This window comes from Paraburkholderia azotifigens, assembly GCF_007995085.1.
Classification (GTDB): domain Bacteria; phylum Pseudomonadota; class Gammaproteobacteria; order Burkholderiales; family Burkholderiaceae; genus Paraburkholderia; species Paraburkholderia azotifigens.
The window spans coordinates 832,660-856,203 of sequence record NZ_VOQS01000005.1 but is presented as its reverse complement, the minus strand read 5'-3'; the positions used below and the strand labels follow the sequence as shown (position 1 = coordinate 856,203).

Genomic DNA, 23,544 nt, shown 5'->3' with positions numbered 1-23,544 from the left:
CGAGTTGATGTCATCAAACAACGGCCGCATTGCGCAGGTCGCGGATCATTTCAGGCATGTAGCCCATTTCGACGAGGAGCGCTTCCGTGTGTTGACCGAGAGACGGAACGGCCTCCAGTTGCATGTCTTCGGCACTTGCGATGCCCGGGGGCAGCAGAGCCGGGACATCGCCCGTCGGCGTTCCGACTGTCGTCCAGCGCCCTCGTGCTTCCAGCTGTTCGTGCGACCACACGTCTTCCATCGTGTTCATCCGCGCATTTGCAATCTGCGCAGCGTCGAGCCGACGAATCACTTCCTCGGATGACAGTTCGCTGAACGCGACGCAGATGATGTCTCGCAACGCGTCGCGCGCTGCCGCGCGCTTCGAGTTCGAACTGAAGCGAGGGTCTGTCGCGAGTTCGGGGGCGAGCAATACTTTCGAACAGAACACGGCCCATTCGCGTTCGTTCTGCAGGCCGAGCATCACCGTTTTGCCGTCGCCCGCCGGGAAGGGGCCATAGGGATAGATGGTCGCGTGCGCTGCGCCGGCGCGAGCAGGCGGTGACGCTCCGTCGAAGGCGTAGTAGAGGGGATACGACATCCATTCCACCATGCTTTCGAGCATCGAAACGTCGATCTCGCGCCCGAGCCCTGTCTTTGCGCGTTGCAGGAGGGCCGAAAGAATGTTCGTGTACGCGTACATGCCCGCGGCAATGTCCGCGATCGAGCAACCCGCCTTTGCGGGCGAATCGGGTCCGCCGGTGATCGACAGAAAACCCGATTCGCTCTGGATCAGCAGGTCGTACGCCTTCTTGTCGCGGTAAGGACCGTCCGATCCATATCCCGAAATATTGCAGACGATCAGCTTCGGATACTTTTCGTGCAGTGCTTCGAAAGACAGGCCCAATCGCGCGGCGGCGCCGGGGGCGAGATTCTGCACAAGGACGTCGGCGTCCCGGAGCAGACCGTCGAGAATGGCCTCGGCCTGCGGCGCCTTGACATCGAGAGAGAGGCTCTCCTTCGAACGATTGCACCAGACAAAATGGGAAGCCAACCCGTTCACCCTTTCGTCGTACGCGCGCGCGAAATCACCCACGCCCGGCCGCTCAACCTTGATGACCCGCGCGCCAAGGTCGGCGAGCTGGCGCGTGCAGAACGGCGCTGCAATGGCGTGTTCGAGCGTGATGACCTTGACCCCGTCCAGCGGTTTCATAACAGCCTCCTTAGAATGAACGCGGCAGCCCCAGCAGATGCTCGGCCACATACGAGAGAATCAGGTTGGTCGAGATCGGCGCGACCTGGTAAAGACGGGTTTCGCGGAACTTGCGTTCGACGTCGTACTCGTTGGCGAAACCAAAGCCGCCATGGAATTGCAGGCATGCGTTGGCGGCTTCCCAGGAAGCATCTGCGGCAAGCAACTTCGCCATATTGGCTTGCGCGCCGGCCGGCTGCTTTGCATCGAACAGTTCGCACGCCTTGTAGCGCATGAGGCTCGCGGCTTCAACGTTGATGTATGCGCGGGCGATCGGGAACTGCACACCCTGGTTCTGTCCGATTGGCCGGCCGAACACGATGCGTTCCTTGACGTAGGCGCTCACCTTGTCGAGAAACCAGTAACCGTCACCGATGCATTCGGCGGCGATCAGCGTGCGTTCGGCATTGAGGCCATCGAGGATGTACTTGAAGCCTTTGCCTTCTTCGCCGATCAGGTTGTCCGCCGGAATTTCGAGGTTGTCGAAGAACAGTTCGTTGGTTTCGTGATTGACCATGTTCGGAATGGGACGCACCGTCATCCCATGTCCGACGGCCTCGCGCAGATCGACCAGAAAGATGGACATGCCTTCGGACTTCTTTGCAACCTTGTTGATGGGTGTGGTCCGGGCCAGCAGGATCATCAGATCGGAATGCTGAACACGCGAAATCCAGACCTTCTGCCCGTTGATGACGTACCTGTCGCCTTTGCGGACCGCCGTGGTCTTCAACTTCGTCGTATCGGTGCCGGTCGTCGGTTCGGTAACGCCCATCGATTGAAGCCGGAGCTTGCCGCTGGCGATCTGCGGCAGGTAGTGAGCCTTTTGCTCCTCCGAACCGTGCCGCAGCAAGGTGCCCATGTTGTACATCTGTCCATGGCAAGCGCCCGAATTGCCGCCGCTGCGGTTGATCTCTTCCATGATGACCGACGCCTCGGTCAGTCCGAGTCCCGATCCGCCGTACTCCTGCGGGATCAGCGCGGCCAGCCAGCCGGCGTCCGTCAGTGCCTGGACGAACGTCTCCGGATAGGTTCGCTCTTCGTCGATCTTGCGGAAATACTCCGGCGGAAAATTCGAGCACAGGTCGCGTACGGCTTCGCGGATGTCCTGGTATGCGTCAATGGTGTGCGTCACTTCGTGTCTACTCCTGTCATATCGATGTTCAGAGGGCGGCCACCGATGCACGCAGCGTCGCGTTCGCTTCGACGCACAGAACGCCGGCTTCATTGACTGCCCACAGTTTGACTTCGTCCGAATCAGGCGCACGCGCGGCGCAGACCTGAAAGGGGGCGTTATCGAAAAGAGGATTGACTGCCCTGAACGAGAACGACGCGACGGCTTCGTCGGGTGCGCTGCGCGTCACGAGATCGACCAGCAGCGTGGCCGTGAGCGGGCCGTGGACGACGAGCGCGGGGTAGCCTTCCTCGCTCGTTGCGTAGGTCCGGTCGTAGTGAATGCGATGACCGTTGAAGGTGTCGGCCGAGTAGCGAAACAGCAAAACGGGGTCGGGCACGATCGTCCGGCTCCACGTCGTTTCAGTCGGAGCAAGCGGGCTTGTTGCAGGCGCGAAGGGATCGGCAGCGGCTTCGCGATAGACGACGTCCTGTTCTTCTGAAATCAGCGGCCCTTCGTAGTCTTCCAGTTCATGGCGAATACGCACGAATACCAGCTTCCCGCTTCGACCTTCCTTGGAGGCGACGTCGATAATCTGAGACGTGCGCGTCACCTGGCTGCCGACCACCACGGGGCGCTCGAACCTGACCCGGCTTCCCGCCCACATGCGCCTTGGGAGCGGAATGGGCGGAAGGAACCCGCCGCGCTGCGGATGTCCGTCGGCGCTGATATGCGAGTGCGTCGCGATGTGCGGAAACAGAGCCCAGTGCCACAGCGGGGGCAACGCGTCACCCGCCTTCGGCGCGCGTGGATGGTCCAACGTGGCGGCCAGTTGTTGGGCGAGTCGAGGAGAGACCAGCTCACACTCGGTCTGCGTTCGACCGATCCATGAGCGCGGGTGATCGTGGTTGGAGGGCATCTGCAGTCCTTTGGCGTCAGTCTCGATAGATTGACGCAGGGGACGGCCGACTACAATTTGTGTGTGGAGAAGGGGGCTTTAGGCAGAGCCTAACTGATCGCGGCGTCAGTTTTGCGCCGCGGCGGCGCACTTCCTGGTCAATTGATCGACAAGTTCGCGTGCGAACGAGGGCAAGAGATCGAGACTGCGCACGCAAATGAGCAGGTCACGGGTCGACCATTCATCCTCGATCTCCACCAGCCGGATCTGCATGGTCTTCGCATAGCGTATGGCCGACGATCTCGGCAACACGCCAATGCCGACATTCGCTTCGATCATCCGGCACAACGCTTCGAAATTTCCGACTTCTATCCTCACATGCAGCTTCGTGTGCAGATCGCTGGCGACGCGGATCAGGAATGTGTGAATCGCACTGGCCTCGGGCAATCCGACGAAGTCGTAGTTCGCCACGTCGCGAAACGACGTGGATTCACGTTCAGCCAATGGATGAGAGGTCGACACAGCGAGTATCAGCCGATCCGAACGATACGGAAGGGTTTGCAGCGACTCGGGACGCACATTGCCCGCGACGATTCCCACATCGGCCGTGCCTTCGCTGACCGCGCGCACGATGTCGTGACTCAGACGCTCGCGGAGATCGACGTTGACGTCGGGATGGCTCGCCAGAAAGTCGCGCAGATCGTTGGGCAGGAACTCGGTTGTCGCTGTCGTGTTGGCGAAGATGCGGACATGCCCCTTCACGCCGCGAGCATATTCCTGCATGTCGCCACGCAACTGTTCGAGTTGCGACAGCACGAGCCGAGCGTGATGCAAGAACGCCTGTCCGGGCGGAGTCAGCGTGACCCCCTGGCTCGTTCGATAGAGCAGCTTCGTGCCCATGCTCTCTTCGAGGTTCTTGATCCGCGTGCTCGCTGCCGGGACCGACATGTGAAACCGTTCCGCTCCTCGCGTCAGGCTGTTGGTCTCTGCGATGCAGGTAATCAGGCGAAGATCGACAAGATCGAAGTGCATACCCATTTTGCGTGTCCTGAAAAGTCTCGTTGCTTTTTCATGGTCTATCAAGTGACGAAAAACCGCAATACCCATTTGCTCGTGCGAGCCCCGATAGCGGCAGATACTGCCTTATATGGTGCAGCTTGTTTCGAACGGGTATGAGCGGGTCGTTTTGTGACTATGCAAATTTCCGCAGAAAATCGTGGAGGCAGATCAAGACGGCTGGTTTTTCGCTCGGGACAATCCGTTATCGGTAGCGCGCCTCGTCGGGCGCCGCGACCAGAATCATTCAACCTGGAGAATGCAATGTTGATTGCGCCGTACAAGAACGAGCCGTTCGATCTCTATGACACCGATAGCGCGAAGGCCGAGATGCAACAGGCACTGAAAAAAGTGCATGCCGAATTCGGTCAGACTTATCCGCTCGTCATCAACGGCGAGCGGATTCAGACGCAGGACAAGCTGACGTCGACGAACCCGTCGAATCCTTCGGAAGTTGTCGGCTATACGGCGAACGCAACGAAAGATCATGCCGACGCGGCCCTCGATGCCGCGTGGCAGGCATTCGAATCGTGGAAGCGCTGGACCCAGGAAGACCGCAGCCGTGTGATGCTGAAGGCCGCCGCGATCATGCGGCGCCGCAAGCGCGAACTCGAAGCGTGGCTCGTCTACGAAATCGGTAAGAACTATGTCGAGGCGAGCGCCGAAGTCGCCGAAATGATCGACTTCACCGAATACTATGCGCGTCAGGCGCTGAAGCACGTCGGCGCCCTGGGTTCGCTGATCCACTACCCGGGAGAGGAGAACGAAAGCTTCTACATTCCGCTGGGCGCAGGGGTGACGATCTCGCCGTGGAATTTCCCGATGGCGCCGATGACGGGCATGACCGTGGGCGCGATCGTCGTCGGCAATACGCTGGTTTGCAAGCCGGCCGAGGACACGATCGTGTCGCTGGCAAAGATCTTCGATATCTTCGCGGAGGCGGGTCTGCCGCCGGGCGTCGTGAATTATCTACCGGGCACGGGGCGCGATATCGGTTCTTATCTCGTCGCGCATCCCAGGACGCGCTTCATCAACTTCACGGGATCGCTCGCAACGGGCGCGCAGATCAATGAGTCGGCAGCGAAACTCGCGGACGGCCAGCGGTGGTTCAAGCGCGTGTTTCTGGAACTGGGCGGCAAGGATGCGATTCTCGTCGACGAAACCGCGAATCTCGACGATGCGGCAACGGCCGTCATTCAGTCGGCGTTCGGTTATTCAGGCCAGAAGTGTTCGGCCTGCTCGCGCCTGATCGTGGTCGATTCCGTCTACGATGCGCTGCTGGACAAGGTCGTCGCCAAGGCGAAGGAACTGGTCGTCGCGCAAGCGCAGGACAACCCGAGCTTCGGTCCCGTCTGCAATGAATTGCAGTACAAGAAGGTACTGTCCTACATCGACGTGGGTCGCAGCGAAGGCAAGCTGCTCACAGGCGGCAAGGCTGTCGAAGGCGCAGCCGGGTATCTCATCGAACCGACCATTTTCGGGGATGTCTCGCCGAAGGCGCGCATTGCGCAGGAAGAAGTATTCGGTCCGTTCGTCGCCGCTATTCGGGTGAAGGACTTCGAAGAAGGACTCGCGGTCGTCAACGACACCGTGTATGGACTGACGGGCGCGTTGTTCTCGAACGACCGGGCCCGGATCGAACGCGCGCGCCGGGATTTCCACGTGGGCAATCTCTACTTCAATCGCAAGTGCACGGGCGCGCTGGTCGGGATTCAGCCGTTCGGCGGCTTCAATCTCACGGGCACCGACACCAAGACGGGTGGTCCCGACTATCTGCTGCAATTCCTGCAGATGAAGGCGGTTGCCGAGCGCCTGTAATCGAGGGCGAATACCGGAGCGTTCTTTCTACACGGCGCTCCGGGCTACGTGTCTTGTCACTCACAAACGGAAAACACGAGAATGGGCTTCATCGCAGACCGTATTGGCCAGATTGCGCCTGCGCAAACCATGGCGATGGCGGCGAAGGCGGCCGAATTGCGCCGGGCTGGAAAGAATGTGATTTCACTGTCTCAGGGTGAACCGGATTTCCACACGCCCGCGAACATACAGGAAGCGGCAATCAGGGCGATGCGGGACGGGAAGACCCGCTACACGGAAGCGGCCGGTACGCGGGAACTACGTGAGGCTATCGCGGCGAAGCTGAAGAACGACAACGGCCTCGAATATGCCGCCGACGCGATCAGTGTGTCGGCCGGTGCCAAGCAGGCGATCTTCGCTGCCTTCTTCGCAACGCTGAACGCGGGCGACGAAGTGATCGTTCCCGCTCCCTGCTGGGTCTCGTATCCGGAGATCGTCAAGATGTCAGGGGGAACGCCTGTCGGCGTGACCTGCGGCGAAGAATCCGGTTTCAAGCTGACGGCTGAACAACTCGAAGCATCGATTACCCCGAAGACCAAATGGCTGATGCTCAACTCGCCGTCGAACCCGACGGGTGCGGTGTATTCGGCCGAAGAACTGCAGGCGCTTGCAGACGTCTTGCGGCGTAACGAGCATGTGTGGGTGCTGTCCGACGATATCTACGAGAAGCTCGTCTACACGTCGCGGCCGTTCGTGAACATCCTGAACGTGGCCCCGGACCTGTATGACCGGACGCTGGTCATCAACGGTGTATCGAAGGTCTATTCGATGACGGGCTGGCGGATCGGCTATTCAGCCGCACCGAAGGCGCTTATCCAGGCCATGAATCTCGTGCAGGGGCAAATCATCACGAGTGCGTCTTCTGTGTCGCAGTACGCGGCGCTGGAGGCACTCACGGGCGATCAATCGTTCGTGGCCGCGTCGCTGGCTGCGTTCGACGAGCGGCGCAACAGGGTGGTGAACGGGCTGCGCGAGATTCGCGGCTTGCGGGTGCACGAACCGGAAGGCGCGTTCTACGCGTATGTGGGCTGCAACGACGTGTTGGGTCGACGGACGGGGACCGGAAAGCTGCTTGTCACGGATCAGGACTTCGTTATGTATCTGCTTGAGGACGCAAACGTCGCGGTGGTGTCGGGCTCGGGTTTCGTGCTGTCGCCTTATTTCCGGTTGTCGTATGCGGCGTCCGTCGACGAGCTGAACGAGGCACTTGGCCGGATCCGGTTCGCGTGTGAATCCCTTGAGGCTGTGACAGCCTGAATCATTGCCGCATCGCGATGGTCACCGAAAGCCATTCGCGCGGTTAAAAGGTCAATCATGAGTGAACGTGTGGTAATTGTCGGCGGCGGCGCCATTGGCTGTTCTATAGCCTATTTCCTGAGCCAGCAATCCGCCGATCGGGAAATCTGGGTCATCGAGCGAGACCCTACCTACCAGCGAGCTTCATCGGCGCTTTCGGCGAGTTCCATTCGACAACAGTTCTCTACGCCCGTCTGCATCGAGTTGTCGAAGTTCGGCTATGAATTCTTCGCGACGTGCGAGCGCGAAAAGACCCGCTATGGCGCGGGCGTCGATCTCGTGGACTGCGGTTACCTGTTCCTGGGTAATGGGCAACAGGAAGAAGCGCTGCGGCGGCGCAGTGTGCTCGCGAAATCGCTCGGGGCGCAATTGCGCGAATACGCGCCCGCGGACCTCGAGCAACGTTACCCCTGGATCAATGCCGATGATCTTGCCTATGCCGTCGAAGGCCAGGCCGGCGAAGGGTGGTTCGATGGTTATAGCGTCATGCAATGGTTTCGAAGCCGTGCACGCGAAGCGCGGGTCCACTTCGTGAACGGAGAAGCGGTTCGGTATCGAACGGCACGCGAGCGGATTACGCATGTCGAACTCTCCGACGGCAGGGAGATCGCGGGGGATGTATTCGTCAATGCGGCCGGTGCGTGGTGCGCGCCGTTGGCTCGTTCGCTGGGCGTCGAGCTGCCTGTACGTGCGCGCAGGCGCTCTGCCTTCGTCGTGTCTTGCCCGACGCCGATAGCGGACCTCCGATTCTCATCGATACGTCCGGTGTCTATCTGCGCCGCGAGCAGAATCATTTTCTTTGTATCGTGTCGCCGAGTGCTGAACAGGACCTGGACGACCTGCCGCTCGATGCGAATTTTGCAGAATTCGAAGATATCATCTGGCCGGCGCTGGCTGAACGCATCCCGGCGTTCGAGGCATTGCGCATCGAACACACCTGGGCGGGCTATTACGAATACAACTACCTGGACCATAACGGCCTCGTCGGGCAGGTCGGTCCGGAGAACTCGTACGTGGCAGCAGGATTCAGCGGTCACGGCATGATGCATAGTCCTGGCGTAGGACGAGGCATGGCGGAACTGCTTGGCTTCGGCGGATTCCGTACGATTGATCTGTCGTCGTTGTCGCCGGCCCGACTGTCGTCCGGGAATCTGATCGTCGAAGAGGGCGTCTACTGACAGGAAGCCCGCACATCAGTGCGGGTTCAGGCCGCGCCCTCGAACGTTCCGGTATTGCCGGGGTGTGAGGTGCGTGGCCGTTTTGAATTGCCGGGTAAATGCACTATGGTCGGCGTATCCGCACTCGGTCGCAATATCCGTAATGCTGCGGTCCGTCGTCTCAAGAAGCTTGCATGCGTGATCGACGCGAAGCTTCATGAGCATTTGCTTCGGAGTGAGATGAAAGACTTCGCGCGAAAGCCTCTCTAACGTGTCGACCGAAATCGACGCACGCTCGGCGACTTTGCTGACAAGAATGTTCTGCCCGAGGTTTCCCTCAAGATACTCCAGATAGACCTGCAAACGCCTGTAGCCGTGATGACGCTCGTCAGGCCTCGGCAGATCGCGGGAAATGCCGATCAGGCCTATTGCGTTTCCGTGGTCGTCGAGAACGGGGAATTTGGAGCTGAGACACCAGTATCGATGTCCTGACGCTGTCGAGTAAAGACGCAGTCGTTCAAGAATCGGCGCACGGCTTTCGATAACGCCGAGATCCTGCGCATTCGTGCTCGCACCCGTTACCGGAAACAGCTGATCCGCAGTCTTCCCGACGACTTCGTCGCGCTGAAGGCCGCTGCGTTCGATCAGCGTCTGATTGAACGAGAGATAGCGCGCCTCCGCGTCCTTGATGTAGTAAAGCACATCCGGCAGGCAATCGAACACGCGTGCCAGCAGATCGGGCTGCCTGTCCAACTGCTTCAGTACCTCGACCAGCATATCGGAGAAGACCTTCGGGGGCGGCATGGAATCAGCGTCTGGGTCACGTTGGCTCCGATTGTACAGGCTCGAAAATAGCGAACCGGAACGAAATAGGGCGGGCAGCGTACGCTGGCCCGCCCCGCAATATGCGCTACCGCCAGAACTTACTGACTCGCGTGCGCGGCGCTTCCGAGCAACGCTTCGCGGAAGCGGCTGCGCAGCCACGGGCCGTCGCGCGGAGGAAGGCTGGTCGGTTCGGGGTCGGTGCTGACCTTGATCGTTGCGAGGACGGGGCCCGCCGCCTTCAGAAGGACGTCGACGAACTCGTCGAGTTCGCGCTCGCTTTGGATCGTGACTGCGTTCTTGAAGCCCGCCGCGCGCGCGATGGCGGTGATGTCGACGCCACGTCCGGCGTGCGCCAGTTGCATGCCTGTTTCGGCGTAGTGCTCGTTATCGATGACGACGATGGACAGGTTTGCCGGTTTGTCGACGCCGACCGTCGCGAGCGAACCGAGGCCCATCATCATTTCACCGTCACCGACGAATACGACGACGCGTTTGTTTGGTTGTGCCAGCGCGACCCCGAGGCCGAACGTGACGGCGCCGCCCATTGCACCCCACAGATAGAAGTTCTGAGGCGTGTCGCCGGCGGCGGCGACATCGAACGTCGGATTGCCGAGGCTCGTTACAACGAGGACGTCCTGCTGTCGATCGCGGAGGATCCGCTTCACCGCCAGCCGACGGTTCAAGGGCTTCGTCTGCTGTGTCATGTTTTTACTCACTTTTTGAAGTTCTTGGTGCCGATCACGCGCTGTCCGATGAGGACGGCAACCATGCGGGACGTGTTGTAGCCGAAGCTCAGCGCTGCCTGGACCGTTTCCGCGACATCGTCTGCATCGTCGGCACGATAGACGTAGACACCTGCGGACTCGAGTGCATCCTGCGTCGACTTGCCCATCGCAACCTGCCACGGATTGAATTCGCCCCACTCGCCGCGCATGGTGACGAGCATGACGATGGGCATCCGGCATTCGTGCTGCAACGAAAGCATGTTGATGCAGTTGCCTACGCCGCTCGATTGCAGGAGCAGCACGCCACGTTGTCCGCCGATCCACGCGCCGCCCATCATGGCAACGCCTTCTTCTTCTGTCGTCAGCGAAACCGCGTGAATCTCCGTATCTTCTTCGCAGAGGTTGATCAGGTGTTTGTGTCCTGCGTCAGGCACATACGCGACTTGCCGCACGTCGGCGGCTTTGAAATGCTCGAAGATTGCTTCAGGCCAGGTAACGGACATGGTGTCGGACATGGTGTCGAAATCACGTTGATGAGTTGAAAAAGGGACGCGAAGTCAGTTGGTGCATGGACGCGCCGTCATGCATAACAGCGTGCCCTGGCGACACCGTTCACTCAATTTGTGATTCCCGAAGACGTGGTTAGCTTCAGGTTAACGATTCTGTCGCTGGCGATTGAGGTCAAGAGCGTTCGAGTTGTTGAAACGAGCCGTTTGCGAATGGCGAATTCCGTCTGCCAGCCGTAGTGAGCAAACTTGTCATCAACCTGATTGGAGAATGCTCATGAAAATCCTGGTGCCAGTCAAGAGAGTGGTTGACTACAACGTGAAGGTCCGCGTGAAGTCGGACAACACGGGTGTCGACATTGCCAATGTGAAGATGTCGATGAATCCGTTCGACGAAATCGCCGTCGAAGAAGCCGTGCGTCTGAAGGAAGCGGGCGTGGCGACGGAAGTGATCGCCGTGTCGGCAGGCGTCACGCAATGTCAGGAAACGCTGCGCACGGCGCTGGCGATCGGCGCGGACCGCGCGATCCTGATCGAATCGAATGAAGACCTGCAGCCGCTGGCTGTCGCGAAGCTGCTCAAGGCGCTGGTCGACAAGGAGCAGCCGCAGCTGGTGATTCTCGGCAAGCAGGCCATCGACGACGACTCCAATCAGACAGGCCAGATGCTGGCTGCTCTGGCGAATCTGCCGCAGGCGACGTTTGCGTCGAAGGTTGTCGTCGCTGACGGCAAGGCAACCGTGTCGCGCGAAGTCGATGGCGGCGCTGAAACACTGTCGCTGAAGCTGCCCGCAGTCGTGACGACCGATCTGCGCCTGAATGAGCCGCGTTATGTGACGCTGCCGAACATCATGAAGGCGAAGAAAAAGCCGCTCGAAACCGTCAAGCCGGAAGACCTGGGCGTCGATGTCACGCCGCGTCTGAAGACGCTGAAGGTCAGCGAGCCGCCGAAGCGCTCGGCTGGCGTGAAGGTCGCCGACGTGAAGACGCTGGTCGAGAAGCTCAAGACGGAAGCCAAGGTGCTTTGATTTTTCGGGCACACGGAGACGAATGAAATGACGATTCTGGTAATTGCTGAACACGACAACGCGGCGCTCAAGGCAGCGACGCTGAATACGGTGGCTGCCGCGCAGAAGATTGGCGGCGACGTGCATGTGCTGATCGCTGGCCACAACGCGCAAGGCGCGGCGGATGCGGCCGCGAAGGTGGCGGGCGTCGCGAAGGTGCTGCTGGCTGACGCGCCGCAACTGGCAGAAGGCATCGCGGAAAACGTCGAGGCGACGGTGCTGACGCTTGTGCAAGACCCGGCGAAGGGTTATTCGCATATCCTCGCGCCCGCTACGGCCTACGGCAAGAACATCGCGCCGCGTATCGCCGCGAAGCTCGACGTCGCGCAGATCAGCGACATCACGGCCGTCGATTCCGCCGATACCTTCGAGCGCCCGATCTACGCGGGCAACGCGATAGCGATCGTGCAATCGGCTGACCCTATCAAGGTCATCACGGTTCGCGCGACGGGCTTCGATCCTGTTGCAGCGGAAGGCGGCAGCGCAGCGGTCGAGAAGATCGAAGCCGCGGCTGATTCCGGCATGTCGCAGTTCGTGAGCCGCGAAGTGACGAAGCTCGATCGCCCGGAACTGACGTCGGCGAACATCATCGTGTCGGGTGGCCGGGGTCTGGGCAGCGGCGAGAACTACAACAAGGTTCTCGAGCCGCTCGCCGACAAGCTCGGTGCAGCAATGGGCGCATCGCGCGCAGCCGTCGATGCGGGTTATGTGCCGAACGACTATCAGGTCGGTCAAACCGGCAAGATTGTCGCGCCGCAGCTGTATATCGCGGTCGGCATCTCGGGCGCGATCCAGCATCTGGCCTGCATGAAGGACTCGAAGGTCATCGTCGCGATCAACAAGGACGAAGAAGCGCCGATTTTCAGCGTCGCGGATTACGGTCTGGTCGGCGATCTGTTCGCCGTCGTGCCCGAACTGGTAGCTGGCATCTGAGCTCCTTGAGATCTGAGCCCTTTCACTGAAGGAGGAGCCTTTGGATATGTCAACTCAGATCCGGCAAAACGCGGCGAATGCAGTCAATGCAGAGGACGCAGACATTTGGCGATGGTTTGCAGGCCTGGTCGAGGAGCGTCGTATCCGTTGGTGTCTTGCTGATGGCAGGTGGTTGGTAAGTGTCGATCATAGGCACGTTGCGACGGACGAAAATTTCGATCACGCGATACGAGCCGCCAGACTGAACAGTCGACGATGGGACGAAAACGCAAATCGCGAGTTGCCACGACGAAGCGCGGCATAGGGCACGGCGAAACGTTTGAGAGTGCGCATGCATCTCCGATGTTCGCGTGTGAGAGCGCGAGCCTTTTGCCCGGTATTTCCGGGCTTTTTTTCGCACATCGCAGCGTTAGTGCAAGACGTTCCTGACGCATCGGCGGTTGCGGATTACGGGTAAGAGTCAGTCAATCATGGCGAGTGGAGGTAAGTGATGAGTTTCCGTGAAGGATCCTTGCGATCCGTGGTGGAGAAATGGTTTGGTGCTGTGGCAGATGCACGGGCTCGAGTCACGCGCTCCAGGCTCATCCGATGCAAACAGTGGAGGTGCGTACGTGTCGAGGCAACACGTTCTGCCGGCACGTTTGAACTTATCTTTTTTCGACACGAAGACGGCTCGTGGTGCGTGTTTCCGCCAGATGCCAGACGATTGACAATGGGCGTCCCCAAATTGGCTCAAGTCTGGAGTGTGCCATGCGAGGCCGATTGATCTTGATAGCGTGCCGATAAAGCTTCGGCGATCGGGCAGCTCCCTGCGTTGCATGACCACTTTACTCTCATCAACTTTGACGATGCAGCCCAAAATGAACTGCAGAAAGAACGAAAGACGACCAGCACAACCAATCCGTGACATGACCCGACAAATTGGCCACGCCAGCTCAAGTGAGGAGGAGCGAAAGGTCGAATCATATCCGGTCTCGAACTGGGCATGGACGACGGCGCACTTGCACTATGACTGGATGGACTTGCATGCTCCATTTGCCTGTCTTGACTAGAGATAGACTCGAATGCTAGCCACATGCTAACGAGCGAAGCCAGCATCAACCGTATTCAGGGAAGGAATGCATGCCACGGCAGTCGCACCTTACGCGCAACACGTGTACGTCCGGAGAAGGCTGTAAGCGGCCATCGATGTTGCGTCAACTTGAGCGGCAGTTCAGGGTCGAAGTACGTCTTCCCGACTGTCGTCACCGTTCGGTGACGGTCTCGTCGGTATCCATGGAGAGTATGTCTCTTGACGCCATGTGTCATGCTCGCTCCGGGCCAGGTAGTGGCAGCTCGCGATGTGTGGCTGATATCTGTGACTGAGAGATTCACCCTACGAGCTAAGCATTACCGCACCCGGGGACCCGCCGCTGCGGCAAGCTCCTGTAGATTTGCGAAGTGTCCCGGCGCATTTTCAACAAACCACTCGCGAACATGCCCGTTATTGAGCAGTGAGTTGACGTAGCTGATCGACACGCTGAGAGATGGAGATGTTCGACGCCATATGGGTTTCGACATCGGTTACCTTTGCCTGAAGCGAGACGATTTCACACTCGAGACGATCAATCTGTTCTCGCGCTGCCTGCTCTTCGTCGCCTCGCGAACCCGGCGGGGGCACCAGTTGCTCGGGCGGCGTAGCAAGCTTGATGGCGCGGGCAAACGCTGAAGTGAAATTGGACTGGCTGCACATCAGTTCCGCTGCCTCGACCTGACGGAAGGGCTTCATGCACTTCAGGATCTCGTAGGTTGCTGCAGGACAATTTCTGTCGGCCAGCAACGCCGCGGCGTCGTTACAGATGCCCGTGAGCAATTTGACCTTCGTCTTGACGGTCCGCCCATCAATGCCGAGCACGGCCGCGATGCGTTCTTGCGATACCCCTCGGTCAACCGCCTGTGCAATCATGCGCGCATCCTGACCCGCCGTCAGCCGGTTGACATGTCGGTTGTAGGTGTACGTCTCGTCTTCGGTTGCCAGAAGGCAGGTTGCCGATTGCTTGTCCAGCCTGCGCAGGGCCTCCAGCCTCAATCGACCATCGAGTACTACGTAGCGACCTTCAGCATCGCGTTCGGGCGCGACGACAAGTGGCTCGACGAGGCCCGCCGTGACCACTGATGCAAGGAGCTGAAGAAATTTTCTTGCAACGCGTAGCATTTTGGACGAGTGGGCGGTGGGGGCGCAGCACGCTCAGGGCCAGTTGCACAGTTTCACCTTCGAACGCTCGCTGTACGGTGCAGGTGCGTATGACATCAGGCTTGTTCATGGCTGTCCACTCCTTCAATACGATCCGTCAGAACCCGCGGCAGATCAGCCTGCGCGATATCGATACGGACTGCTCGACAACCAGGTGCGCCGCGCCAGTCTCGCGAAGGTCCGCGAACTGCTGCGCGTCGCGACCAACGTCAACACATCAGATCAAGAGGTCGAATCCCAGCTCGGCCCGCCTTCATCTGCCGGCACTGCGGCGCACCAATGATGGTCATCGATATCCTCGCTCGCACCGCGCCGGTTCGTGCACCACCCACGCGCCGGGTCGAGAGATGACCGCCACTGTTTCAGCACGAACAACCCGACCGTCGGATCTGCGGCAACGCGGCGTACGGACACGTGCTCGCGTCTGTCGCCTCGCACGGGCCCTTACATGTCCATTCGCCGTCACGATTGCGCGACTACCGCTTCGGCACAGCATCTGCGCACACTCAGCATCCCACCTGACCACGTATCCCCCAGCACCGCCGGGTATCCTGGGCCAACAATCGCCATAGCCCTAAAGACTCCCATTGCATGGAGCACTCCGCGGTCTCCTCCCGTCAGGTTTATTCAACGCCTGCCCGCGCGCGTCGGCGGGCGCTTACGAGACCGCAGACATGGGCAGGCGTCGAACAAACCTCAAGATCAGTAGACTTGGCGAGTGACGGAGCGGGCAGCTGCGGCAACGGGCAACTGGCAAAGTGCCCTGAGGGCGGATTCCGATCCTTCCGCATGATGTGCGATGGCGCGCACGCGGCGCGTTGGCCAGAGGGAACTGCGGGAGCGCATCCAGAGCGGTTGCATCTCAAGCAGTCGATCACCACGGAAATGGTCGTACGGGTCAGGAGCGGCGCCTGATGCAAACGTCACGTAATCGTAGATCCGTTGGTATTGACGCACGTCAAACTCGGGTTTTCTGCCAAGCTTGCGGCCGCTGAGACCCATGACGTGGATCCAGCGACAGAAATTGACTGGCGTCCGGAACGTCCGGTGAGCGACGATTGATCTGGCGCAAAGTCGGTGCGGCAGGAAACCACAGGTATGGCACCGGCTATTGGCATAGCATCAATAAGCTGCTCAACGAAACACACACATCGCCCATGTATTGGCGAAACCAGTCAATCGTGGGTGAATCGATACATCAGTCAATAGGAGTATGAAATGTCTGCTACTTCCGTTCTGGTCAGCATGGCCCCGATGTGGGGAATCCTGCTTCTCGCATCCTGCTCGGCCGCGTATCTGGTCTTTTGGCGTAAGGTGATCAAATGAGTGTTCGCGGATTTCTGCGCCGGTGAGCAAGTATCGAATGCCGCGAGCCGCCTGATACGCAGCGGGGCGGGGATGCAGACGCTGCTGGATGACCTAACTGAATTCAACAAGACCAGACTGGGCCTGGGCATCAACGTCGTGCCCACGAATGTCAATCTCTCGGATGTGCTTGCCGACGAGCTGGAGGAGTTGCACGTGATTCCTCCCAACAGACAGATTGAGTTACATGTGACCGGTGATTTACAGGGGCTGGGGACGGCTAGCGCCTGCAGGTTCTCAACGCCATTAGGGATGGGGCACAGGAAGCACCTATGCGTGTGATGGTGACGGGCGATCTAACAGAGGCCGAATTAATGTGAGCAACTGCGGCGCTGCGATTGAACTCGGATGCTGGCCTGCATCTTCGATCCCCTGGAGCCAGGACGAGATCGCCATAATCACGAAGAGAGACCGGGCAGCTACTCCCGTGTGAATACAGGATTGTCATGGAGCGACGCCAGTTCGGCGCAGCGAATAGATGAAGATTGCGGCGCAGCTCACGGCGATCTGGCAACTCTTGTCGACGGTGAGAGACTGGAATCGAATGCGATCACGCGCTGATACGTAGCAGCGTGGCTTCCTCCGGTCGACCTACCCAGACGGCAAGTGCCGAGCAATTGTCCGCGGGCGCGGTCGGTCCGCGCTGCTTGCACACCTCATGCCGCAGCAGACTCAACCAGTCGTCCGCCTTATTAACGATGCGCAGATGTCGTTCTATCAGTGTATCTGGTACCGCGTGCCACAATCCGTCCGTGCATAACAGGAACACGTCGCCGTCTTCCAGCGGCATCGTCGGGGCAATGCATGGTGCAATCTTTCCAGGCATCCCGAGTGCTGAATCGAGCAGACTCGCGCTTATGCCGTTGACGGACAGACCTGCGTCCGTCATACGCTGCAGCAGGCTATGATCCCGGGTCCGTTGCATCAGCGAGCCGTGGCGGAAGTGATAGAGGCGACTGTCTCCGAGATGCGCCCACTGGGCTGAGCGAGTCATACGGTCGATGAATAGTGCAGCGACGGTCGCCCCCATCTTCCTTCTATCTGTACTGCGCGCCTGCTCGGCGAGAATCGCAGCGTTCGCATCTTCGATGCAGGCGGCAATGTCGGGTGTTGCCATCGCACGTGCGCCGCCCTGTGCAAGGATCTGCTTCACCGCATGTTGCGCGGCGACTTCGCCACCCGGCGTGCTGGCGATGCCGTCGCTGACGACGAAACACGCGTGTCGTTCAGCGACCACACAGCCGACAGCGTCCTGATTGCGCGAGCGGCTTCCGATCTCGGAAAAGTACGCGGATGAGATGTCCATGTGCGCGCCGGCAAATGTTTCGTCGGGTATCACCGCGTTCTATTTCGCGGTATTCAATTCCGCCGGTCAGGCGCCTCTCTCCCGCGCTTACGGCGATCTTCAGCGACCCGGCGCGAGCATGGACGCTGCCCGAGTTGGCGAACCTCTGCAGCATGTCGCGTGCGACGTTGATTCGTCACTTTCAGGACAAGCTGGGCCGTTCGCCGAATGACCTTATGACCGATATCCGAATGGCGCTGGCGGCCAACGGCATTTCGACCGAGGTCGTGGCAGAGACAGTCGGTTATCAATCCGTTGCCGCATTCTGGCGCGCCTTCAGTCAACGTTTGGGCATGACACCAGCGGACTGGCGTCGTTCGCAACAGGAGAAACAACATGCGGAACTCGCAACCTGAAGGCTGGAGAGTTCCGCAGGACGATTGCGCTGCGAGCTGCCGCGCAACCGGACGTTACGTTCAGGCGGCTATCTGCATCGCGAGTTCTGCTGGCTTGATGCTGGCGATCGGTTGAAGGATCGAACTGTCGAATGTACGGGGTTCGCGCCTGTTTGCGAGCAGTTTCGGCAGGTCGGGATTCGCCAGTGCGCCGCGTCCGACTGTCACCAGGTCCGCCCCGGAGGCAAGTGCATTGTTGATGCGCTCGGCCGTGTGCAAGCCGCCGTTTGCGATGATGGTGACGGCGGGCGAATAACGGCGTGCCAGCGTCACGAGGCTATCGTGCGTGCCTTCAAATGCTGGCTGCCAGGCCTCGAACTCCGTGACGTGAAGGAAGTCGATGCCTGCATCGGCAAGTGTGCCAAAGATCACTTCTGCATCCGCCTCGCCACCCGACCACTTCGAACCGAAATCGTTGACCTTGCCTTGTGAAATCCGGATGCCCACAGGCACAGCATCTCCGATGTTGTGCCTGACTGCTTTCACAACATCCGCGAGCAGTTGCACGCGAGCCTTCGTGTCGCCGCCCCAACGGTCAGTCCGACGATTGGTCCCCGCCGTCAAGAACTGGTCGAGGAGATACCCGTTCGCGCCGTGAATTTCCACGCCTTTGAACCCGGCGATATTCACGGCACGTCGTGCCGCATCGACGAAACCTTGAACGGCCTCGTCGATCTCCGCGTCCGTCATCTGTTTCGGCTCAGCATAGAGTCCCTCGCCGAAGTAGAACTTCATCTGTTCGCCCTTGGGGCGGACGGCCGACGGTCCCACGGTATGGCTTCGGTAAGCGTTGCCTTGACTCAACGCGCCGGCATGCATGAGTTGCGCGAATACAGGGGTGCCATGCTCGTGCATCTCGCGATTGAACGTCGACCATGCCTCAGCCTGCACGTCGTCGGCCAGGCCTGGCTGAAACCGGTATCCTTGCGAGAACGCCTTGTCGGTGTAAATGCCTTCCGTCGTTACCAGCCCGAAGCCACCCTTCGCGAAGCGCTTGTAGTAGTCGAACATGGTTTGGGTCGGATGGCCGTATTCCGTGGCCGTAATACGGGTCATGGGCGCGACGGCGATGCGGTTGCGTACTGCGATGCCGTTGCGGTTATACGGAGAAAGGATCGGGGAGGTTGCGTCGTTCATTTCGCTGCTCGTCTCGTGAAGAAGGTGACTGCATGGTAGGCGTCGCGAACGGCAGGAAACAGAGGTCGGAGCGTGAAGCCGCCCTAACACTTTTGGATATAAACGATGTTCCTCCCAGACGTTCAGACATTCCTGGCGGTTGCATCAGCGGGAAGCCTGTCAGCGGCGGCGCGTCAGCTGAACGTGGTGCCCATGCAGGTGTCACGGCGCATCGCGGCGCTCGAAGAGGACCTCGGCGTGCGCCTCTTTCATCGGACCACTCGCTCTCTGACCTTGACCGCAGAAGGCGAGGCGTTTGTGCCGTATGCGAGGGCGATGGTCGACGCAGAAGCGGGCGCGCGAGCTGAGCTGAGTCCGTCGTCGGGCACTGCATCGGGCGTATTGCGTTTGACCGCACCGAGTGGCTTCGGACAATCGGTCGTGTTGCCGATGCTGCCAGGTTTGCTCGAAGCTAACCCGGACCTTCGTATCGACCTCGATCTGTCAGATCGCCAGGTCGATATCGTGGGGCAGGGGCTGGATCTCGCATTACGCATTGCACCTCTGGAGGATTCGGAACTGGTGGCCAGAAAAATTGCTCCGAATCCGCGTCTTATTTGTGCTTCGTCCGAGTACCTGAAGAGGCACGGACGACCTGCGACGTCGGCGGAACTGGACCAGCATCGCTGTATCAGACTTGACTCGGTGGAAAGATGGCCGCTCGTTGTCGACGGCAAGCTGATACGCAAGCGCATTGAGGGGTATGTCAACACGACCAGTGTGGAAGCGGCACGCACTTCAGCTGTGCAGGGACTGGGGTTAGCCATGTTGACGTACTGGGATGTCTTCCGGCAACTGGCCGATCAATCGCTCGTGCAGGTTCATCTGGAGGACGCGGCGATGGAAGATCTGTCGGTGTGGGCGGTCATCCCAAGCCGTCGGTATGTGCCGAATCGGGTGAACGTGTTCCTTGGTGCGCTTCAGAAGGAAATTTCGGATCTGGCAGGGGAGTGCGGCCAGGTGTGCTGAGGCCGGACTTCGGTGTCGTAGACTCTTCGCCTGCCAGTATTACAGTGAAGGCGACAGCCATTGCGGCTGCCAGCAACGCAAGCCGAACTGAGGCGCGACTCCATACGCGTGGTCCAGCATGTCCGACTGCAGGTTTTCGTACTGTTCCCAGTTCGTCTCTCCAACGTAAAGGTAGATCTCCAGCGCGACGACGGGCTGGCTGGACTGCAGTTCTCGATCACGAGCGGCATGTCTCGGCGCACCATGGGGTGATCGCGGAAATAGGTGATCAGATAGAGACGGTACAGGCCGAGGTTGCCGGACGGACGAGCCATGCGCATGTTGTCGACGGTTTGCTTCGGCGCGTGGAGGAGTGAAAACTCAACGCACCGGCAAATGCGAGTTTAAGAGGTTCTTGTTTTTGCTAACCCGCGTTGGCGGCCTCCAACACTTTCATTACTTCCGCCGCCGTGTGTTCTGAATGTTCGCGCAGTAACCGGCCCAGGTTTGCTCCATCTCGCTTCGACAGCGCGTCCAGTATTTCGCTGTGTTCGCCGAGCGACTCCGCCCAGCGCAGCACATCGGCATTAGCTGCACCTCTTGCACGGTGAATCTTGCTCATCAACGATGAGTACATGTCGGAGAGGACGGGATTGCCTGCGACATCCACGATGTGCTGATGCACTTTCTGGTTAGCGCGATAGTAGGCCGTGCGCTTGCCCTCGCGATGATAGGTTTCCATAGCGCGATGGCGCTCCATCAGCATCTTCATCTGCTTGTCGTCGATGCGCTGCGCAGCGAGCCGTCCCGCCGTTTCCTCCAGTCCATGCAGCACTTCAAAGATGGCAGCAATCTCGTCCCTATCGATTGGTGCGACCTGAAAACCCATGTGCTGCCGGTGAGTCACGTGTCCCTCGGTCACAAGCGTTTTGAGCGCCTCGCGCAAAGGCGTTCTGGAGATGTCGAACTGCTCGCACAGCGCTTTCTCGTCGATATGGTCGCCGGGCGGCAGTTCACCCTCAAGAATCATCTCGCGCAGCCGCTCCGCGATCGCCGCGTACATACCCGTTCCGCGCAGGCTGATCCGCTTGCGTGTCTCAGCCGGTAATGACTTCATGTTCATGTCGTCTGTTTCCGTTTGTCTCTTCCGCTTTTGCTTAATTGTCTTACAAGTCAGGTGGACTATCCACAAAAATAAAAAGCCTTAAAAATCAACGAAATGCGTCGCTTGTAATTCATAATTAGACATCATATACTGCACTGGCGCATGCAGCGCAGGGGACCGGGAGCGGTCCTTTTCAACAGACATGAAACCCGAAGGCCATCTCTGGCCTAACGGAGGAGACACAGATGCAAACCGTAAATGCAGCCGTGCAGGCCGAGGGCAGGACCGGCGTACGCTGGCGAATCTTTCTGGTCATGTTGTTGCTGATTTCAATCAATTATGTGGACCGGGCCTCGCTGTCCGTGGCCATGCCGCTGATTGCCAAGGAGTTCAACATCGCTCCTGCCGTGCAGGGCCTGATTCTCAGTTCGTTCTTCTGGACCTATGCGGTCATGCAGATTCCGGGCGGCATGCTGGCCGACCGTTTCAAGCCGCGCATCGTGATCGCGTGCGCTACGTTGTTCTGGGGCTTTTTCCAGGGTGTTGCCGCAATCTGCACCACGTCGACCGCGCTGATTCTCACCCGGCTGGGCTTGGGCGCTTCTGAAGCACCGATCTACCCGGCCGGCGGCAAGCTCAACGCGATGTGGATGACGCGCCACGAGCGTGGCCGCGGCGCGACGCTGCTCGACGGTGGCGCGCCGCTGGGGGCGGCATTCGGTGCGGTGATCATCTCCGGGTTGATCAGCGAGTTTGGATCCTGGCGCACATCCTTTGTGGTGGCGGGCGTGGGCACCATGCTTGCCGGCCTGTTTGCCTGGTACTACATCCGTAACAACCCTCGCGAGCATCCGGCCGTGAATCAGGCGGAAGCAGACTATCTCGAAGCGGCGCTGGAGGAAGAACAGCGTAGCGAGCCGGCTCATGCCAGTGGCCGCAGCCTGGATTTTTTCCGGTATCGGTCGGTGTGGGGCATGTTCTTCGGCTGGATGTGCTTTAACTCGCTGTTTTACGGCTTGCTCACCTGGATGCCGAACTACCTGAACAAGGTTCACGGCTTCAATATTCAGCAGATGGGCGGAGCCAGTTTCGCGATCTTCTTCAGCGGCTTCGTGGGTGAACTGATCGGTGGATGGATTGCCGACAAGTGGAAGGCGGCGGGCGGTTCGCCTAATCGCGTGATGCGTACGCTATTCGGCATCGCCGCCGTGGCGGCCACGGCGTCGATCTTTTCGGTCGCCTACGTCGGCAATCCCGTGACGGTCGTGGTGCTGCTCGCATCCACATTGTTCTTCCTGCGCTGGTGCGGCCTGTACTGGTGCCTGCCTTCCATCCTCGGTACGCGCAACAAGATCGGCTTTCTCGGCGGTCTGATGAACCTCGGCGGCAATATCGGCGGCGTTCTCGTGCCGATCATCGTTGGCCTGATCGTGCAGACTACCGGCTCGTACTTTCTGGCGCTGATGTTTTTCGCTGCCGCAGGCGTAGGCCTCTTCGTTTGTTCGACACTGATCGACTACCAACGCAAGCTACCCGTCTGAGCATTGCGCTCCTCACCTTCAATAACCGACTACTCAATTCATCATGAGCAAACGCATTCTGCTCGGCATGCTGACTCCTTCGTCCAACACTGCGCTCGAACCGATCACGAGCGCAATGGTGGCCCAATTGCCCGGTGTCAGCGCCCATTTCTCGCGCTTCACAGTCACCGAAATCTCGCTGTCCGACAGGGCACTCGGACAATTCGACACCACTAACATTATTCAGGCCGCAAGGCTCCTGGCCGACGCCAAGGTCGATGTGATTGCATGGAATGGCACGTCTTCCGGCTGGCTGGGTTTCGAAACGGACCGCCGCCTGTGCCGTGAAATCGAGGAGGCGACGGGCATCCCTGCCACCACTTCGGTGCTGGCGCTGAACGAGATTCTGGACAAGACGGGTGTGAAGAAATTCGGTCTCGTGAGTCCGTACCTCAGGGAGGTGCAGCAGAAGATCGTCGCCAATTACCGTGACAACGGTATTGACTGTTCTTCCGAGAACCATCTCGGCCTAAAGGTGAACTTCCAGTTTTCCGAAGTCACCGAAGAAACGCTACGCGCGCAAATCCGCGAGGTTGCGGTGCACGGCCCAGAGGCGATCGTCACTTTCTGTACGAATTTGCACGCTGCGCATCTTGCCCAGGAAGTGGAGCAGCACCACGGCATCCCGCTCTATGACACCATTTCCACTGTGGTGTGGAAGTCGCTGAAGCTCGCCGGTTACGATACGACCCGTCTTGCGGGTTGGGGCCGCCTGTTTTCCGAAGTTGCCTGAGAG

At 59.5% G+C, this 23,544-nt stretch carries 22 protein-coding genes and 2 pseudogenes; 13 read left to right on the top strand and 11 right to left on the bottom strand.

The genetic code is table 11. From position 1 onward, the window contains the following. Window positions 1-13: 13 nt before the first annotated feature. The 4 genes from FRZ40_RS35765 to FRZ40_RS35750 form a co-directional block, all read right to left on the bottom strand. Entirely contained in the window at window positions 14-1,192 is a 1,179-nt protein-coding gene (locus tag FRZ40_RS35765) for a CaiB/BaiF CoA transferase family protein (protein WP_147237338.1), read from the bottom strand. Window positions 1,193-1,202: 10 nt separating this feature from the next. Next, the gene (locus FRZ40_RS35760) at window positions 1,203-2,363 is read right to left on the bottom strand and encodes an acyl-CoA dehydrogenase family protein (RefSeq protein ID WP_147237337.1); all 1,161 of its coding nucleotides are present in this window, start codon (window positions 2,361-2,363) and stop codon (window positions 1,203-1,205) included. 28 nt (window positions 2,364-2,391) lie between these two features. Beyond that, window positions 2,392-3,261, bottom strand: a complete 870-nt coding sequence (locus FRZ40_RS35755) for an HTD2 family dehydratase (protein ID WP_147237336.1) — start codon at window positions 3,259-3,261, stop codon at window positions 2,392-2,394. Window positions 3,262-3,366: 105 nt separating this feature from the next. Beyond that, window positions 3,367-4,278, bottom strand: coding sequence for a LysR substrate-binding domain-containing protein (locus tag FRZ40_RS35750; protein WP_147237335.1), 912 nt, complete (start codon window positions 4,276-4,278; stop codon window positions 3,367-3,369). Between FRZ40_RS35750 and FRZ40_RS44585 the strand changes: the two genes are divergently transcribed. From FRZ40_RS44585 to FRZ40_RS45455, 5 genes and pseudogenes are all read left to right on the top strand, one after another. Then, entirely contained in the window at window positions 4,189-4,416 is a 228-nt protein-coding gene (locus tag FRZ40_RS44585) for a hypothetical protein (protein WP_167528724.1), read from the top strand. The genes FRZ40_RS35750 and FRZ40_RS44585 overlap by 90 nt on opposite strands. A gap of 144 nt (window positions 4,417-4,560) precedes the next feature. Continuing rightward, complete coding sequence (gene pruA, locus FRZ40_RS35745; protein ID WP_147237334.1) at window positions 4,561-6,114, top strand: L-glutamate gamma-semialdehyde dehydrogenase; 1,554 nt, start codon at window positions 4,561-4,563, stop codon at window positions 6,112-6,114. Window positions 6,115-6,195: 81 nt separating this feature from the next. Continuing rightward, a complete protein-coding gene (locus tag FRZ40_RS35740; protein WP_147237333.1) occupies window positions 6,196-7,410 on the top strand; it encodes a pyridoxal phosphate-dependent aminotransferase in 1,215 nt (404 codons plus the stop codon). A gap of 57 nt (window positions 7,411-7,467) precedes the next feature. Further along, window positions 7,468-8,190: pseudogene (locus FRZ40_RS46345) on the top strand (NAD(P)/FAD-dependent oxidoreductase); the annotation flags it as partial. Then, a complete protein-coding gene (locus FRZ40_RS45455) occupies window positions 8,091-8,627 on the top strand; it encodes an NAD(P)/FAD-dependent oxidoreductase (protein WP_240057437.1) in 537 nt (178 codons plus the stop codon). The pseudogene FRZ40_RS46345 and the gene FRZ40_RS45455, both read left to right, overlap by 100 nt. A gap of 15 nt (window positions 8,628-8,642) precedes the next feature. Here FRZ40_RS45455 and FRZ40_RS35730 read toward each other — a convergent pair whose 3' ends face one another. The 3 genes from FRZ40_RS35730 to FRZ40_RS35720 form a co-directional block, all read right to left on the bottom strand. Beyond that, window positions 8,643-9,410, bottom strand: a complete 768-nt coding sequence (locus tag FRZ40_RS35730) for a helix-turn-helix domain-containing protein (RefSeq protein WP_147238508.1) — start codon at window positions 9,408-9,410, stop codon at window positions 8,643-8,645. A 119-nt stretch (window positions 9,411-9,529) separates the two neighbouring features. Beyond that, window positions 9,530-10,135 carry a thiamine pyrophosphate-dependent enzyme gene (locus FRZ40_RS35725; protein WP_147237332.1) on the bottom strand — a complete coding sequence of 202 codons (606 nt, stop codon included), beginning with the start codon at window positions 10,133-10,135 and terminating at the stop codon, window positions 9,530-9,532. A gap of 8 nt (window positions 10,136-10,143) precedes the next feature. Then, complete coding sequence (locus tag FRZ40_RS35720) at window positions 10,144-10,671, bottom strand: thiamine pyrophosphate-binding protein (RefSeq protein ID WP_240057436.1); 528 nt, start codon at window positions 10,669-10,671, stop codon at window positions 10,144-10,146. 268 nt (window positions 10,672-10,939) lie between these two features. Between FRZ40_RS35720 and FRZ40_RS35715 the strand changes: the two genes are divergently transcribed. Both FRZ40_RS35715 and FRZ40_RS35710 read left to right on the top strand, forming a co-directional pair. Then, window positions 10,940-11,689 (top strand): electron transfer flavoprotein subunit beta/FixA family protein, encoded by a 750-nt coding sequence (locus tag FRZ40_RS35715; protein WP_147233726.1) that lies wholly within the window; start codon window positions 10,940-10,942, stop codon window positions 11,687-11,689. A gap of 27 nt (window positions 11,690-11,716) precedes the next feature. Beyond that, entirely contained in the window at window positions 11,717-12,661 is a 945-nt protein-coding gene (locus FRZ40_RS35710) for an electron transfer flavoprotein subunit alpha/FixB family protein (RefSeq protein ID WP_147237331.1), read from the top strand. Between the two features lie 1,483 nt (window positions 12,662-14,144). On the opposite strand, the gene FRZ40_RS35695 is transcribed toward FRZ40_RS35710, so the two are convergent. Next, on the bottom strand, window positions 14,145-14,855 hold the full coding sequence (locus tag FRZ40_RS35695) for a plasmid partitioning protein RepB C-terminal domain-containing protein (RefSeq protein ID WP_147237329.1): 711 nt from the start codon (window positions 14,853-14,855) through the stop codon (window positions 14,145-14,147). 16 nt (window positions 14,856-14,871) lie between these two features. Between FRZ40_RS35695 and FRZ40_RS45450 the strand changes: the two genes are divergently transcribed. Together FRZ40_RS45450 and FRZ40_RS35685 are read left to right on the top strand one after the other, a co-directional pair. Beyond that, window positions 14,872-15,177, top strand: a complete 306-nt coding sequence (locus tag FRZ40_RS45450; protein ID WP_240057435.1) for a hypothetical protein — start codon at window positions 14,872-14,874, stop codon at window positions 15,175-15,177. Between the two features lie 1,043 nt (window positions 15,178-16,220). Then, entirely contained in the window at window positions 16,221-16,541 is a 321-nt protein-coding gene (locus FRZ40_RS35685) for a HAMP domain-containing histidine kinase (RefSeq protein ID WP_147237328.1), read from the top strand. A gap of 268 nt (window positions 16,542-16,809) precedes the next feature. Here the strand turns inward: FRZ40_RS35685 and FRZ40_RS35680 are convergent, their stop codons facing one another. Continuing rightward, on the bottom strand, window positions 16,810-17,598 hold the full coding sequence (locus FRZ40_RS35680; RefSeq protein ID WP_147237327.1) for a PP2C family protein-serine/threonine phosphatase: 789 nt from the start codon (window positions 17,596-17,598) through the stop codon (window positions 16,810-16,812). A 38-nt stretch (window positions 17,599-17,636) separates the two neighbouring features. Between FRZ40_RS35680 and FRZ40_RS35675 the strand changes: the two are divergent. Then, window positions 17,637-17,960 (top strand): annotated as a pseudogene (locus FRZ40_RS35675) (helix-turn-helix transcriptional regulator); the annotation flags it as partial. Window positions 17,961-18,020: 60 nt separating this feature from the next. On the opposite strand, the gene FRZ40_RS35670 reads toward FRZ40_RS35675, so the two are convergent. Then, on the bottom strand, window positions 18,021-19,136 hold the full coding sequence (locus FRZ40_RS35670; RefSeq protein WP_147237326.1) for an NADH:flavin oxidoreductase: 1,116 nt from the start codon (window positions 19,134-19,136) through the stop codon (window positions 18,021-18,023). Between the two features lie 105 nt (window positions 19,137-19,241). Between FRZ40_RS35670 and FRZ40_RS35665 the strand changes: the two genes are divergently transcribed. Beyond that, complete coding sequence (locus FRZ40_RS35665; RefSeq protein ID WP_028371260.1) at window positions 19,242-20,144, top strand: LysR family transcriptional regulator; 903 nt, start codon at window positions 19,242-19,244, stop codon at window positions 20,142-20,144. A gap of 403 nt (window positions 20,145-20,547) precedes the next feature. Here the strand turns inward: FRZ40_RS35665 and FRZ40_RS35655 are convergent, their stop codons facing one another. Further along, entirely contained in the window at window positions 20,548-21,246 is a 699-nt protein-coding gene (locus FRZ40_RS35655; RefSeq protein WP_081767757.1) for a GntR family transcriptional regulator, read from the bottom strand. A 227-nt stretch (window positions 21,247-21,473) separates the two neighbouring features. On the opposite strand from FRZ40_RS35655, the gene FRZ40_RS35650 reads away from it, so the two are divergent. Next, a complete protein-coding gene (locus tag FRZ40_RS35650; protein ID WP_147237325.1) occupies window positions 21,474-22,769 on the top strand; it encodes an MFS transporter in 1,296 nt (431 codons plus the stop codon). Window positions 22,770-22,812: 43 nt separating this feature from the next. Then, complete coding sequence (locus FRZ40_RS35645) at window positions 22,813-23,541, top strand: maleate cis-trans isomerase family protein (protein WP_028371493.1); 729 nt, start codon at window positions 22,813-22,815, stop codon at window positions 23,539-23,541. Window positions 23,542-23,544 lie beyond the last annotated feature (3 nt).

Coding starts and splice junctions, on each gene's coding strand:
- FRZ40_RS35740 (WP_147237333.1), top strand. CDS start 6,196: ATGGGCTTCATCGCAGACCGTATTGGCCAGATTGCGCCTGCGCAAACC.
- FRZ40_RS35665 (WP_028371260.1), top strand. CDS start 19,242: ATGTTCCTCCCAGACGTTCAGACATTCCTGGCGGTTGCATCAGCGGGA.
- FRZ40_RS35645 (WP_028371493.1), top strand. CDS start 22,813: ATGAGCAAACGCATTCTGCTCGGCATGCTGACTCCTTCGTCCAACACT.
- FRZ40_RS35710 (WP_147237331.1), top strand. CDS start 11,717: ATGACGATTCTGGTAATTGCTGAACACGACAACGCGGCGCTCAAGGCA.
- FRZ40_RS35695 (WP_147237329.1), bottom strand. CDS start 14,855: ATGCTACGCGTTGCAAGAAAATTTCTTCAGCTCCTTGCATCAGTGGTC.
- FRZ40_RS35730 (WP_147238508.1), bottom strand. CDS start 9,410: ATGCCGCCCCCGAAGGTCTTCTCCGATATGCTGGTCGAGGTACTGAAG.
- FRZ40_RS35655 (WP_081767757.1), bottom strand. CDS start 21,246: ATGAACATGAAGTCATTACCGGCTGAGACACGCAAGCGGATCAGCCTG.
- pruA (WP_147237334.1), top strand. CDS start 4,561: ATGTTGATTGCGCCGTACAAGAACGAGCCGTTCGATCTCTATGACACC.
- FRZ40_RS35670 (WP_147237326.1), bottom strand. CDS start 19,136: ATGAACGACGCAACCTCCCCGATCCTTTCTCCGTATAACCGCAACGGC.
- FRZ40_RS35650 (WP_147237325.1), top strand. CDS start 21,474: ATGCAAACCGTAAATGCAGCCGTGCAGGCCGAGGGCAGGACCGGCGTA.
- FRZ40_RS35755 (WP_147237336.1), bottom strand. CDS start 3,261: ATGCCCTCCAACCACGATCACCCGCGCTCATGGATCGGTCGAACGCAG.
- FRZ40_RS35725 (WP_147237332.1), bottom strand. CDS start 10,135: ATGACACAGCAGACGAAGCCCTTGAACCGTCGGCTGGCGGTGAAGCGG.
- FRZ40_RS35750 (WP_147237335.1), bottom strand. CDS start 4,278: ATGGGTATGCACTTCGATCTTGTCGATCTTCGCCTGATTACCTGCATC.
- FRZ40_RS35720 (WP_240057436.1), bottom strand. CDS start 10,671: ATGTCCGACACCATGTCCGTTACCTGGCCTGAAGCAATCTTCGAGCAT.
- FRZ40_RS35715 (WP_147233726.1), top strand. CDS start 10,940: ATGAAAATCCTGGTGCCAGTCAAGAGAGTGGTTGACTACAACGTGAAG.
- FRZ40_RS35765 (WP_147237338.1), bottom strand. CDS start 1,192: ATGAAACCGCTGGACGGGGTCAAGGTCATCACGCTCGAACACGCCATT.